The organism is Bacillus yunxiaonensis, from assembly GCF_037104695.1.
GTDB classification, from domain to species: domain Bacteria; phylum Bacillota; class Bacilli; order Bacillales; family Bacillaceae_G; genus Bacillus_A; species Bacillus_A yunxiaonensis.
Genome location: NZ_JBAWSV010000005.1, coordinates 204,557 through 216,815, shown reverse-complemented (window position 1 = coordinate 216,815; position 12,259 = coordinate 204,557). Strand labels below are relative to the sequence as shown.

Below are 12,259 nucleotides of genomic sequence, written 5' to 3'. Positions count from 1 at the left end.
TCGATTAATTCAAAAAAGGAGTGAGTAATCTTGGCAGAACTTGTATTAGATCATATTTTTAAAGTTTATGATAATAAAACAACTGCTGTTTCTGATTTTAATTTACATATTCAAGATAAAGAGTTCATCGTATTTGTCGGTCCTTCTGGATGCGGAAAATCAACCACTCTACGTATGATTGCGGGTCTAGAAGATATTTCTGATGGCTCATTTTATATTGATGGAGAACTCATGAATGATGTCGCTCCAAAAGACCGCGACATTGCTATGGTATTTCAAAATTACGCACTATACCCACATATGTCTGTTTATGATAATATGGCGTTTGGCTTGAAACTACGCAAACTTCCAAAAGATGAAATCAATCGCCGCGTAACAGAGGCGGCGAAAATCTTAGGACTTGAAGATTACTTAAAGCGGAAACCAAAGGCATTATCAGGTGGGCAGCGTCAACGTGTTGCGTTAGGAAGAGCTATCGTTCGTGACGCAAAAGTGTTTTTAATGGACGAGCCCCTATCCAATTTAGACGCAAAATTACGTGTAAGTATGCGTTCTGAAATCTCTAAACTTCATCGCCGTTTAAACACGACCACTGTATATGTAACACATGACCAAACAGAAGCAATGACAATGGCATCACGCCTTGTTGTTATGAAAGATGGGCTCATCCAGCAAGTTGGTACTCCAAAAGAAGTATATGATGCTCCTGAAAACATTTTTGTCGGCGGATTCATTGGTTCTCCAGCTATGAATTTCTTTACTGGAACATTAAAAGATAACTATGTTCATATAGAAAACATTCGGTTTAAAGTACCCGATGGACAATTAAAAGTATTGCAGAAAAAAGGCTATAACGGAAAAACTATTATACTCGGCATTCGCCCTGAAGACATTCATGATGAACCAATTGTTATTCAAGCTTCTCCTGAATCAACTGTCGAAATTACAGTTGAAGTTGCTGAATTATTAGGTGCTGAAACGATGATTCATGGAAGACTTGCGAATCAAAGTTTTGTTGCACGAATCAATGCTCGTTCAGAAATTAAAGCTACCGATAAGCTCCCATTAGCTTTCAGTTTAACGAAAGCACATTTTTTCGATATCGAGACAGAACAACGTATACGTAATGAATAGACAGACTTGATTAAAGTATAAACTATTTTTCTTCCTGACCCTTCCTCACTATTCAACTAAGAAAGGCCAGGAAGATTCTTTTTAATATTTTATTTTTTTACTAGTAGTATATTTAACCCTTTTTGTTTATTATTGCTAACACATGACACTCCTCTTATTTTCCCATTTCCCTTAACATTTTCTAGCTATTCTTCTTTATCTTGCCATTTTCAGATTCCCCCATCTCAAGATTTAGAAAGAAACAAGGAAGATAGCTTGGGATCAACTGCCCGTAAAATCCCGATTGGTGAGGGATGGAGAAAACCCCACTGATTAAAAGAGCTGCGGAGTTTTCAAAATTAGCCGCTGCTTACGAAGAAATGACTCTTTTCGATGATAAGCCTTATTCAAAGAAAAGTTTAAACAGCTCAGGATTTAATGCTTTAAAGGATAAATTTGTAAATGTATATAAAAATCCTAATTCAGCATAACCTGAAATAGATGAAGCTTCTTCTGATTTCACGCAAAACTTTGTGGCTATTTTATCCCGGTTGAAGCAAAAAAGCCAATAAAAACCTTAGAAGCTCTAGTAGCAAAGGGTTCATTGAGAGAAGAGAAATCTATAAGAGGATGATTTCTTTTCTCTTTTTAAAATGTGCGGTTGACCCATCAACCTATGTATTGTATATTTAAATTATAAGAATAATTTGTATTTTACAAAAAAACAATAGGGTTTAAGTGGAAAAAAGGATTAGCAGTGTGATTATTTCAATCCTGTTGTTCGCTATTTTTATTACCTGCAGCAGCAGTTCTTCTTTAGAAAAAACCACAATCAAGTACTGGTCTATGTGGAACAAAGGGGAACCGCAACAGGTTGTCATCCAAAAAATTATTGATGAATTTGAGGATGCGAATCCAAATGTCAAAGTGGATGTACAATGGATGGGCCGTGAAGTCTCGAAGGTGAGAAATGCGGCGTTAAGTGGGGATACACCGGACCTTACAGAGCAATCAGGGGCAGAGGTGGAAGGAACATTAATTAATAACAAGTTAGGAGAACCTTTAAATGACTTACTATCTAGGAAGATTCTAAATGAAGGAACAGCATTTCAAGATGTATTTATAGATGACATTCTTCCGTAATGATTTTAAATTCTGTTGAATTATGGAATGAGTTTTTACTTGCAAAAGTATATATGAATGTAAATTACCTGAAAGTTAAATATATTTCACTTGTTGGGTTGACCCTACATTTTGATGTGATATAATATAATTACTTACAATATTCAGAGTATTCTCATAGTCTAATTTCTATGAGTTTTTCTTCCGTTCAACTTATACCATCAACCCAATGTTATAAAGGGTGTGGAATGGATTTTTTGAAGAAAACTCGTCTTCCCACATACTGGCGCAGAATAATGGTGTTGTTGGTGCAAGATTGCGAGTGTTCGAAAGAATTGAAAGAGGAGTGTCGGATATGTTTACATTCAGTCAAGAAAAATTAGTACCATTAGGTGCGCAAATCACAACCGCAGAAATAAAACAGCAGCCTGATCTATGGGCTGAAACCTTTGCATTGTATACGGATAGAAGCAGTGAGATTGAAAAGTTTTTACTAAAAATATCAATGAAACATGACCGGGTTCGCGTTATTTTTACCGGTGCCGGAACATCTGCCTATGTCGGTGATACCGTCACCCCATATCTAAAGGAACAAGTGGATGAAAAACAGTGGGAATTGCTGAGTATTCCGACAACGACCTTGGTATCCAATCCTTATCAATTCCTAAAAGCGGATTTTCCAACCTTACTCGTTTCGTTTGCAAGAAGCGGCAATAGCCCGGAAAGTGTTGCTGCCGTCCAATTAACGGAGCAAATTGTGACCGATTTGTATCATCTAACAATCACTTGTAATAAGGATGGTCAATTGGCCAAGCGGGCAGCAGGGGATGAAAATAATTTGTTGCTTTTGATGCCTGAAAAATCGAATGATCAAGGATTTGCGATGACGGGAAGTTATACGTGCATGGCACTATCGACTTTGCTTGTTTTTGATCCTAAGCCTCTGGAAGAAAAAATGACCATTGTAAAAACGATTCGGCAAATGGGTGAAAGTGTCATTCAAAGAGAAGACGTCATTCAAGCGATCATTGATCGTGATTTTGACCGCATCATTTACTTAGGCTCTGGCAGTTTAGAAGGTTTAACGAGAGAAGCACAATTAAAAATATTAGAACTGACAGCTGGAAAAGTAGTCACTGCCTTTGATTCATCGTTAGGTTTCCGACATGGTCCTAAATCATTTGTGAATGAAAAGTCCGTGGTTTTTGTGTTTGTTTCCAATCAGCCTTATACACGTCAATACGATTTAGATATGTTAAAAGAAATGCAGAAGGACAATGTTGCCAGCTATATATGTGCCATCGAGGTTGAGGGAGAAACCAATTATGATGGGAACGTATTTAGTTTCGGCAAAGAGGCCCAATCTATACCAGATGCTTATCTAGCCTTACCTTATCTCATGGTTGGCCAGACGGTTTCATTGCTGGCCTCAATAAAGGTTGGCAATACACCAGATACCCCGTCGCCGACAGGAACAGTGAACCGTGTCGTTAAAGGCGTGACCATCTATGAATACTAGTAATTTGGGTAGGGAGAGCAGCAAGTCGATGTTTATCTTTGCCGATCAGTTTTTTCTTGAGGGGAAGGTCGTAGGGCCTGGATTTTTGGAAATAAAAGATGGGAAATTTGGTATCTTTTCCGAAAATCGGCCTGATGAAGCGGCAGAAATCATTGATTACACGGGATATTGGATTGCTCCTGGTTTAGTAGATACACATATTCATGGATTTCGAAATCACGACATTATGGACAACGATTTTCAAGGATTGAATGAGATATCTGAAGGACTTCTTTCCTGCGGAGTTACCTCATTTTTGCCGACAACCTTAACCTCTTCAACAGAAGTGTTGAATCAGGTCGTTGAAATGATCGGTGCCAATTATACGAAAGTCAGGGGAGCCAAAATTAAAGGCATCTTTTTAGAAGGGCCGTTTTTTACCGAAAAGCATAAAGGGGCACAAAATACGAAATATTTTTGTAACCCATCCGTTGAAAAGTTGAAAGATTGGCAGAGATTATCCAATGATTCTATTAAAAAAATTGCTCTTGCACCTGAAAGAAACGGTGCAGCGGAATTTATTGAATATGCTGTCGGTGAAGAGATAGCTGTGGCGTTAGCTCACAGTGATGCAACTTATGAAGAAGCAAAGCAAGCGGTTGAGAGGGGGGCTTCGATTTTTGTTCATACGTTCAATGGAATGAGCCCGCTGCACCATCGTGAGCCAGGGATGGCCGGCGCTGCTATGAATCTAAAAGATGTTTTTGCGGAAATCATTTGTGACGGATACCATGTTCATCCTGCTGCCGCCAATATTTTAATGAATGCACGCGGCAGAGATCAAACCGTTTTGGTCACCGATTGTATGATGGCTGGGGGAATGCCGGAAGGAAACTATCAACTCGGAGAATTTGCTGTAGAGGTGAAAGCTGGTGTGGCCCGTATCGAGGGCGGCAGTTTAGCAGGCAGTGTTTTACAGCTGAAAGATGCAGTCAAAAATGTCGTTGATTGGGGGATTGCCACCCCGGAGGAAGCGATCTATATGGCGAGTACCGCACCTGCTAAAAGTATTGGGATGGATGGGGAATGCGGGAAAATTGCTAAGGGCTTCGCTGCTGACTTTATTGTGTTGAATTCTGAACTGGAATTAATGGCGACGTACCTTGATGGTGCTTGTCGTTACCATTTACGGAAAGAGGGAGTACGATGATTTTATCCATCCGTTGGGGTAGATCGGGTGATTGAATATACGAATACCATCGCCAGGGGGTGATAAGTTTAAATACCATGTTCGCCTAGAAAATTAATCTAGGTACGCTCTAATTGGTAATGACGTGTCTTCCTTTCCTTGAACTATTTGCTTTATGGTCTGCTTTTTGCATTTCGATTTATTTGGGAATAGCTCTAGATAACCCATCACCATCTGGTATGGTAAACCGGGTTGTTAAAGGAGTTAAAATATATTCATCATATTTATAGGGGGTAATATCATGCCGAATATTTTACTAACAAGAATCGACAACCGATTGGTTCATGGTCAAGTAGGAGTTACATGGGTTAATCATTTAGGAGCTAATTTAATTGTCGTCGCAAATGATGAAGTGTCTGAAGATGAGATACAACAGGATTTAATGGAGATGGTTGTTCCGGGGTCAATCGGAATTCGCTTTTTCTCAATCCAGACAACAATTGATGTGATTCACAATGCAGCAGATGAACAACATATCTTTTTAGTTGTAAAAACACCACAAGATGTATTGCGACTTGTAGAGGGCGGTGTGCCAATTGATAAAGTAAATATTGGAAATATGCATTTTTCTCAAGGGAAAATACAATTATTCTCCACCGTTTCCGTTGATGAAGATGATAAAGAAGCCTTTAGGAAGCTGCGTGACTTGGGAGTGAAACTTGAGGTACGTCGTGTTCCGGATGAAAGACCAGATGATATTTATAAACACTTATAGAAAGAAGTGAGAATGAATGGATAATCACATGCTGCTTCAAGCCTTATTAGTTGCCATATGGGCTGGAATTGCAGGAATAGACCTGTTTAACGGGTTGTTCCACATTCACCGGCCAATTGTAACCGGTGTCATTATTGGTTTGATTTTTGGGGATTTACAAACAGGGGTTATGACAGGTGCTGCCATTGAGTTAGTGTGGGCCGGTATGGTGCCGCTCGCTGGGGCACAGCCGCCAAACGTTGTTATTGGGGGAATAATCGGAACGTCGTTTGCGATTCTGACAGGACAAGAGCCAAAAGTGGCAATCGGTATTGCTGTTCCGTTTGCAGTTGCAGTTCAGGCATGTATCACCCTCATGTTTACTGCTTTTTCTCCGGTTATGCATAAAGCTGACAAATATGCACAAGAGGCTAATACAAAGGGAATCGAACGAATTAATTATTTGGGAATTCTTACATTATTTGTATTCTATTTTGTTATTGCTTTTTTACCAATTTATTTTGGCGCAGAAGCTGCTAAAGGGGTCGTAGAGACTTTACCAAAATGGCTTATTAGCGGTCTTGGTGTTGCCGGGGGAATGATGGCCGCAATTGGTTTTGCGATGCTATTAAAAATTATGTTGAAAAAACAATATATTGCCTTTTTAATCGTCGGATTTATTTTAGTCACATATATGAACATGCCAGTTATTGCTGTTGCTTTAATTGGGATTGCCATCGCGCTATACGATTACTTCAAAGCAAATTCTGGTGATGGATCAGTAAAGGGGGTTGCAAAACGTGGAATCTAAACAAGTGGTAACGACAGTGGACCATACGAGCAGTCCGGATTATTATCAAGACGGTGCGACAAAACAGGTCTTGACCAAAAAAGATTTAAACAAGATGGTATGGCGATCCCTTTTACTTCAAGCGTCATTTAACTATGAGAGAATGCAGGCTGCAGGATGGTTATATTCGATTTTGCCAGGTTTGAAAAAGATTCACAAAAATAAGCACGATTTAAGTGAATCGATGAAAAGTCATATGGAATTCTTCAACACGCATCCATTCCTTGTAAACATTATTATGGGGATTGTCCTTGCTCTGGAGGAAAAGAAACAAAACCGAAACACGATTAGAGCCATTCGAGTAGCCATGATGGGACCGCTTGGAGGAATTGGTGATGCCCTTTTCTGGTTGACCCTCCTTCCCATTTGTGTAGGTATAGGTGCTTCACTTGGGCAAGATGGAAACCCTATGGGAGCAGTGATCTTCCTATTAATCTTTAACGCAGTTCATTTTGCTCTTAGATTTGGATTAATGCATTACGGTTATAGTGCCGGAACAAATGCTATCAGTTCTTTAAAGGAAAATACTAAAAAAGTAGCACATGCAGCATCTATTGTAGGGTTAACAGTTGTTGGCGCATTGATTGCCTCATTCGTAAAGTTAGAATCAAGTTTAGTGATCCATGCTGGTAAGGCAAAAATTGCCCTGCAAAAGGATGTACTCGATAAACTCATGCCGAACTTATTGCCTTTAGCATATACTTTATTAATGTACTACCTATTAAAAAAGGGATTTTCTCCAGTTAAGCTAATTATCATTACCGTTATCATCGGTATTATTGGTAAAATTCCATTTCCTTTTGGAACCATTTTATAATATTTAGCATGTTAGGAGGATTTTTAAAATGAATGGTTTGATTATTAGCGGTCATGGATCGTTTGCAACGGGTCTTCAATCTTCGGTAAAACTAATCGCTGGAGATCAACCCAATGTGGAATACGTGGATTTTCTTGAATGCGATTCAACATGTGACCTTGAGAAAAAGCTACTTGAGGCTTTTTCAAGATTACAAAAATGTGAATTTATCTTAGTCTTATGTGATTTAGTTGGCGGTTCTCCGTTTAAAACGGCCGTTTCGCTTACGAATGGAAGGGAAGGTTCTGCTGTGGTTGGCGGAACAAATCTTGCGATGGTTATTGAAACTGCTCTACTAAAGGACGGACTTCAAATCGATGGATTAAGAGATTTAGCGATCAATACTGGTAAAGAAGCGATTAAAGGTTTTCAAAAGTCGGAACGTCCAAGGTTCAAAGAGTCTAGCATATAATGGAAGCGATAACAATCTATAAGTCTAATAATTGTGACTCCCACGCCCTGATAAGGAATATGATAGTACGGGACTACAACTGAATATTGTAAGGGTGGCTAGGTTGTCGTTCTCATTTCTCTGAAAATTAAAACATTTAATGCGGACGGATTCGGCCGCATTAAATGGCTTATTGTTGCTGGGTTAACCCTACAAATTACGGTGACATAATAGAATTACTTAAAACAATCTAGCTATTATTCTCATAATCTAGTTTCTATGAGTTTTTCTTTCGTTTTAACTTGTACCAACAACCCAATGTTACAATTGTTTTTTTGGAAGAAAAACTCGTCTTCCTGATTACATCAATTTTTAAAACAGATGAGCAGGTACACTAGAATAAATAGAGGTGCAGGAACATGAAAATGGCAATAAGCATTGATATTGGCGGGACAAAGATTGCGGTGGGCAGTATTTTGCAATTAAAAGAGGCTGTCAAAAATGCTGTTGATTGGGGAATTGCGACCCCTGAGGAAGCCTTTTATATGGCAAGTACAGCATCCGCTAAAAGTATTGGCATCGATGGGGAATGCGGTATGATTACGAACGGTTATGATGCCGATTTTATCGTCTTAACACCGGAGCTCGAATTAACTGCCACGGATCTTGATGGGGTTTGCCGGGTTCAAGCTGAAAACTTGATAGGGAAAGAGGGAGTGCAATGATTTTAGCTGTCACTATGAATCCATCCATTGATATTTCCTATCCAATTCAAGATTTTAAGCTAGATGATGTAAATCGTGTGGAAAGTGTTCGTAAAACCGCCGGCGGAAAAGGCTTAAATGTCGCCCGGGTTGTCAAGCAGATGGGAGAAGACGTTTTGGCCACAGGTGTAATTGGCGGGACTATTGGGGATTGCATTATTCAAGAATTGACGAAAAGTGATATCAGGAATCATTTTTATAAAATTAATCAAGAATCAAGAAACTGTATCGCGATTCTTCATGATGGCAAGCAGACAGAAATCCTCGAATCCGGGCCAATTTTATCCATGGAAGAAGGAGCAGCCTTTTTAGAAAAATATCGGGAACTGCTGTCTGAAGTTTCTCTTGTTACTATTTCGGGTAGTTTGCCAAAAGGGCTTGAGTCTGGATTTTACCGTCAGATGGTCGAAATTGGCCGGGAGAAGGGAATTCCCGTGATTGTTGATACATCAGGGGAGCCGCTTCGACAGGTTTTAAACCATAATGTAAAACCTTTTGCGATCAAGCCGAATATCTCAGAACTGTTCCAGCTTCTTGGCATGGAAGTGGAGGAGAACACAAGCAGCTTGAAGCAACTGTTAACTAATAAGTTATTTCATGGGATTGAATGGATTGTCGTTTCGATGGGAGCGACAGGTGCTTTTGTCAAGCATGGTGGAGATTATTACAGGGTTACCATTCCTGCTATCGAGGTCGTGAATCCTGTTGGCTCGGGTGATGCGACTGTTGCGGGATTAGCGGTTGCCTTGAAACGAAAGCAATCCGTTCCGGACATTCTGAAAACTGCGATGACGACGGGCATGCTCAATACGATGGAAGAGGGAACAGGTTATATTGATCCGAAGAAGTTCGATCAATTTTTTGAAATGGTAGAGGTTATTAAAATAGATTAATAGAGGTGATTGTTGATGTTAGAATTAACGAATAATAAATTAGCAGCTCTTAAGCGTTTGTCGGATGAAAATGGAATTATTGGAGCTTTGGCGATCGATCAACGCGGTTCATTAAAGAAAATGATTGAAGCTGGAAGTGAGAATAATGTCGGGGATGAGGGCATCATTCGCTTCAAAGAATTGGTTTCTGAAGAGTTAACACCATATGCAACGTCGATTCTATTGGATCCGGAATATGGTCTGCCGGCTACGAAAGTCCGTCATTCGGACGCTGGGTTATTGGTGGCATATGAAAAAACAGGCTATGATGCAACAGCCGAGGGTCGATTGCCTGATTTATTGCCAGAGTGGTCCGTTAGACGCCTGAAGGAAGCTGGAGCAGATGCGGTTAAATTTTTACTATACTATGATGTAGATGAAGATGAAAAAATTAATGACTATAAGCACGTTTATATGGAACGAGTTGGATCAGAGTGCGCGGAAGAAGACATTCCGTTCTTCCTTGAAATAGTGTCTTACGATGCCAGAAATGATGATGTGAAAAGCATGGAGTATGCCAAAGTGAAGCCTCATAAGGTTATCGAGGCCATGAGGGAATTCTCTAAACCACAATACAAGGTGGACGTTTTAAAGGTAGAAGTTCCAGTAGATATGAAGTTTGTAGAGGGTTACGCAGAAGGCGAGATAGCCTACAGCAAGGAAAAAGCGGCTGCGTATTTCAAAGAGCAAAGTGAGGCAACAGATCTGCCGTTTATCTTCTTAAGCGCCGGCGTAAGTGCCGAATTGTTCCAAGAAACCTTGATGTTTGCGAAAAAATCCGGCTCAACTTTTAACGGTGTCCTCTGCGGCCGGGCAACATGGAAAAATGGCGTCGCTCAATTTTCCGAAAATGGTGAACAAGCCGGACGTGCTTGGTTACAAGAAACCGGCAAAAAAAATATCCAAGAACTAAATATTGTCTTGAAAGAGACAGCAAGCCCGTGGTTTGTAAAAATCTCAGGGTAAGGAAGCGAGGTAAGAAAGTGTGGGGAAGGTTCTCGCGCTTCCTTATTTTTTGATTTATTTTTAAAAGTCGTTTTGACTGGAACACGGAAAACGGTCCGATTAAGGAGGCTATCAATATTTTACAAGCGTAGAAGATATTAATTGCGACTTTGATAAACCATCATTATTATAGTTTGGTAGAAACTATTCCGTTATAGAACCTAGTTGTTAGGTTGACGCTATAAGTGTTGATGGTATAATTTAGGTTATTAAAAGAACATTAGTATGATTTGGAGGCAGGTTTAATAAAATGAAACCATTGCAGCATGAAAGTATAATCCCGCTTTATCATCAATTAATGGAAAGATTAAAGGATTCAATTGAAAAAGGTCATTGGGAACTTGGTGATAAAATCCCATCAGAAAATCAGTTAATGGATCAATTTGGTGTGAGTCGCAACACGGCAAAAAAAGCGATTGAGGAGCTTGTACAGGAAGGAATTCTATACCGAATCCAAGGAAAAGGTACCTTCGTGGCAAAACCAAAATTGCAGCAGTCATTGATGGGATTTTACAGCTTTAGTAAAGTATTGAAAGAAAAAGGCTTGAACCCTAAGGATATCATTCTGAAAATAGAAGAAGTCAAACCGACTGCCAAAATCAAAGAAGCGCTTCAGCTGAGTGAAGATGTGAATGTCATTGAAATGAAACGCCTTCGCTGTGCTGAAGATGAGCCGTTTATTTTGGAATCATCTTTTATTCCGAAACATGTTGTTACAGATGTAAAGCAGTTAAAAAAGGTAGGCGAAGTTTCTTTATATGATTTATTTTCACAACAGTTTAATACCGTGGTAACAAGAGCAAATGAGGCATTTGAACCCGTTCTCATCCGTGCCGACGAAAGTGAATATCTGCAAACGGAGGCAGGTCGTCCCGCACTTCTGCTTGAACGAACTGCCTACGATATCAATGGTGTGCCTGTTGAATTTTGTATATCCATAGTGCGGGGCGATCGCTGCCGCTTTTACACTGAATTAACCTAATCGTTGAATCACTCATAACATTTGTTTATGAGTGATTCAATTGATCTATTTTTACAATACCCCATTATATATTCTAAAATTTCCTCTAGTTACAGTTCAGGTGGCGTACCACAATATAATCCGGTGGAAAAGGACGGAAATAGATATGGTTGCGGACATAACTTACTAGGAAAAGGTTCACTGGCAGCAGCTATAGCACTTCGTTATTACGGTTGCTTTGGAGAAGAAATTGGCGGATAAAGAGGGATTTTCAGTATTAGAAAACAAAATAGATACTAGAATGAGTATTAAAATTTAGTAAAGAAAGAGAGAAATATAAAATGGCAGAAAAAACATTTAAAATTATCGAAAAATTCGGTATTCATGCAAGACCAGCAGCACAGTTGGTTAATAAAGTAGGTCAATATCAGGCAGAAATAGTTCTTCAGTACAAAGGGAAGTCTGTAAATTTAAAATCAATTATGGGTATCATGTCTCTTGGGGTTCCGAGCGGGGCTGAAGTCACAATCGTAGCTGAAGGTAACGATGCAAAAGAAGCATTAGAAGCGCTCGAAGAGTTAATAAAAAGTGAGGGGATTGGCCAATAACGTCGGCACGAATGTTACAGGAATTGCAGTTTCTTTAGGAATCGCGATTACGAGAGCTTTTAGCCCCCTCTGTCAAATAGAGAGCACAAAATTATTTAATAGAAACATAGAAGCTATATAGCTTATCAAATTACAATTATATGTGGTTAGAAATAATTTATGTGACTGTATTACAAAAATAAAAGTTTCATATATAAGGCATAAAGATGTAAAGAC

Annotated in this window: 15 protein-coding genes; all 15 read left to right on the top strand. The window is 39.4% G+C overall.

The annotated features are described in order from the left end of the window. Positions 1-30 precede the first annotated feature (30 nt). The 15 genes from WAX78_RS15895 to WAX78_RS15825 all read left to right on the top strand — a co-directional run bounded on the left by WAX78_RS15895 (position 31) and on the right by WAX78_RS15825 (position 12,043). Positions 31-1,134 carry an ABC transporter ATP-binding protein gene (locus tag WAX78_RS15895; protein WP_336481297.1) on the top strand — a complete coding sequence of 368 codons (1,104 nt, stop codon included), beginning with the start codon at positions 31-33 and terminating at the stop codon, positions 1,132-1,134. 293 nt (positions 1,135-1,427) lie between these two features. After that, entirely contained in the window at positions 1,428-1,604 is a 177-nt protein-coding gene (locus WAX78_RS15890; RefSeq protein WP_336481296.1) for a hypothetical protein, read from the top strand. A gap of 355 nt (positions 1,605-1,959) precedes the next feature. After that, positions 1,960-2,256, top strand: a complete 297-nt coding sequence (locus WAX78_RS15885; RefSeq protein WP_336481295.1) for a hypothetical protein — start codon at positions 1,960-1,962, stop codon at positions 2,254-2,256. 334 nt (positions 2,257-2,590) lie between these two features. After that, the gene (locus tag WAX78_RS15880) at positions 2,591-3,754 is read left to right on the top strand and encodes an SIS domain-containing protein (protein WP_336481294.1); all 1,164 of its coding nucleotides are present in this window, start codon (positions 2,591-2,593) and stop codon (positions 3,752-3,754) included. Continuing rightward, positions 3,744-4,943, top strand: coding sequence for an N-acetylglucosamine-6-phosphate deacetylase (gene nagA / locus WAX78_RS15875; protein WP_336481293.1), 1,200 nt, complete (start codon positions 3,744-3,746; stop codon positions 4,941-4,943). Before WAX78_RS15880 ends, nagA begins: the two co-directional genes overlap by 11 nt. Positions 4,944-5,223: 280 nt before the next feature. Beyond that, complete coding sequence (gene agaV, locus WAX78_RS15870; RefSeq protein WP_336481292.1) at positions 5,224-5,697, top strand: PTS N-acetylgalactosamine transporter subunit IIB; 474 nt, start codon at positions 5,224-5,226, stop codon at positions 5,695-5,697. A gap of 16 nt (positions 5,698-5,713) precedes the next feature. Continuing rightward, positions 5,714-6,487, top strand: coding sequence for a PTS N-acetylgalactosamine transporter subunit IIC (agaW, locus tag WAX78_RS15865; RefSeq protein WP_336481291.1), 774 nt, complete (start codon positions 5,714-5,716; stop codon positions 6,485-6,487). Continuing rightward, positions 6,477-7,343 (top strand): PTS system mannose/fructose/sorbose family transporter subunit IID, encoded by an 867-nt coding sequence (locus tag WAX78_RS15860; RefSeq protein ID WP_253630150.1) that lies wholly within the window; start codon positions 6,477-6,479, stop codon positions 7,341-7,343. Before agaW ends, WAX78_RS15860 begins: the two co-directional genes overlap by 11 nt. A 28-nt stretch (positions 7,344-7,371) precedes the next feature. Further along, the gene (gene agaF, locus WAX78_RS15855; RefSeq protein WP_336481290.1) at positions 7,372-7,794 is read left to right on the top strand and encodes a PTS galactosamine/N-acetylgalactosamine transporter subunit IIA; all 423 of its coding nucleotides are present in this window, start codon (positions 7,372-7,374) and stop codon (positions 7,792-7,794) included. 410 nt (positions 7,795-8,204) lie between these two features. Continuing rightward, entirely contained in the window at positions 8,205-8,498 is a 294-nt protein-coding gene (locus tag WAX78_RS15850; protein ID WP_336481379.1) for an amidohydrolase family protein, read from the top strand. After that, positions 8,495-9,430, top strand: coding sequence for a tagatose-6-phosphate kinase (lacC, locus tag WAX78_RS15845; protein ID WP_336481289.1), 936 nt, complete (start codon positions 8,495-8,497; stop codon positions 9,428-9,430). The genes WAX78_RS15850 and lacC overlap by 4 nt, the downstream gene beginning before the upstream one ends. A gap of 15 nt (positions 9,431-9,445) precedes the next feature. Then, the gene (gene lacD / locus WAX78_RS15840; RefSeq protein ID WP_336481288.1) at positions 9,446-10,435 is read left to right on the top strand and encodes a tagatose-bisphosphate aldolase; all 990 of its coding nucleotides are present in this window, start codon (positions 9,446-9,448) and stop codon (positions 10,433-10,435) included. A gap of 289 nt (positions 10,436-10,724) precedes the next feature. Then, the gene (locus WAX78_RS15835; protein ID WP_336481287.1) at positions 10,725-11,456 is read left to right on the top strand and encodes a GntR family transcriptional regulator; all 732 of its coding nucleotides are present in this window, start codon (positions 10,725-10,727) and stop codon (positions 11,454-11,456) included. A gap of 27 nt (positions 11,457-11,483) precedes the next feature. After that, a complete protein-coding gene (locus WAX78_RS15830; RefSeq protein WP_336481286.1) occupies positions 11,484-11,696 on the top strand; it encodes a hypothetical protein in 213 nt (70 codons plus the stop codon). A gap of 80 nt (positions 11,697-11,776) precedes the next feature. After that, positions 11,777-12,043 (top strand): phosphocarrier protein HPr, encoded by a 267-nt coding sequence (locus WAX78_RS15825; protein WP_336481285.1) that lies wholly within the window; start codon positions 11,777-11,779, stop codon positions 12,041-12,043. The last annotated feature ends 216 nt before the right edge of the window (positions 12,044-12,259 follow it).

What these genes read in the sequence shown, in the direction of transcription:
- WAX78_RS15890 (WP_336481296.1), top strand. Translation starts at nt 1,428, where the DNA reads ATGGAGAAAACCCCACTGATTAAAAGAGCTGCGGAGTTTTCAAAATTA.
- WAX78_RS15885 (WP_336481295.1), top strand. Translation starts at nt 1,960, where the DNA reads ATGTGGAACAAAGGGGAACCGCAACAGGTTGTCATCCAAAAAATTATT.
- WAX78_RS15880 (WP_336481294.1), top strand. Translation starts at nt 2,591, where the DNA reads ATGTTTACATTCAGTCAAGAAAAATTAGTACCATTAGGTGCGCAAATC.
- nagA (WP_336481293.1), top strand. Translation starts at nt 3,744, where the DNA reads ATGAATACTAGTAATTTGGGTAGGGAGAGCAGCAAGTCGATGTTTATC.
- agaV (WP_336481292.1), top strand. Translation starts at nt 5,224, where the DNA reads ATGCCGAATATTTTACTAACAAGAATCGACAACCGATTGGTTCATGGT.
- agaW (WP_336481291.1), top strand. Translation starts at nt 5,714, where the DNA reads ATGGATAATCACATGCTGCTTCAAGCCTTATTAGTTGCCATATGGGCT.
- agaF (WP_336481290.1), top strand. Translation starts at nt 7,372, where the DNA reads ATGAATGGTTTGATTATTAGCGGTCATGGATCGTTTGCAACGGGTCTT.
- lacC (WP_336481289.1), top strand. Translation starts at nt 8,495, where the DNA reads ATGATTTTAGCTGTCACTATGAATCCATCCATTGATATTTCCTATCCA.
- lacD (WP_336481288.1), top strand. Translation starts at nt 9,446, where the DNA reads ATGTTAGAATTAACGAATAATAAATTAGCAGCTCTTAAGCGTTTGTCG.
- WAX78_RS15835 (WP_336481287.1), top strand. Translation starts at nt 10,725, where the DNA reads ATGAAACCATTGCAGCATGAAAGTATAATCCCGCTTTATCATCAATTA.
- WAX78_RS15830 (WP_336481286.1), top strand. Translation starts at nt 11,484, where the DNA reads ATGAGTGATTCAATTGATCTATTTTTACAATACCCCATTATATATTCT.
- WAX78_RS15825 (WP_336481285.1), top strand. Translation starts at nt 11,777, where the DNA reads ATGGCAGAAAAAACATTTAAAATTATCGAAAAATTCGGTATTCATGCA.